Annotated in this window: 1 protein-coding gene; it reads right to left on the reverse strand. The window is 45.7% G+C overall.

What is annotated here, in order from left to right; genetic code table 11:
* Positions 1-74 (reverse strand): UPF0236 family protein (locus I656_RS19620; protein ID WP_235048684.1); only part of this gene is annotated, 74 nt, incomplete at its 3' end.
* Positions 75-265: the final 191 nt, after the last annotated feature.

Genomic DNA, 265 nt, shown 5'->3' on the forward strand with positions numbered 1-265 from the left:
ACCTTTTGAAGAGTTCTGACTAATTGTTCCTCCAGCTCTTTTAATAAAGGCCATTCTGTGGTAAGATGTTTCATGGACTCTCTCCCTCCTGTTTTCGGTTGATGTTGACAATCACCATCATAACAGGGAGAGAGTCCTTTTTTCACGACATTTGCTTTTTTCTACCGCGCTTCGCTTGGTGGCCCCGACGAGCGTCGCGAACAAAAGTTCGCAACCCTCGTCGGGGATCATTTCGGAATGTCACCCACAAATATTTTACTCACAC

Source organism: Geobacillus sp. WSUCF1 (genome assembly GCF_000422025.1).
In the GTDB taxonomy this organism is placed as follows: domain Bacteria; phylum Bacillota; class Bacilli; order Bacillales; family Anoxybacillaceae; genus Geobacillus; species Geobacillus zalihae.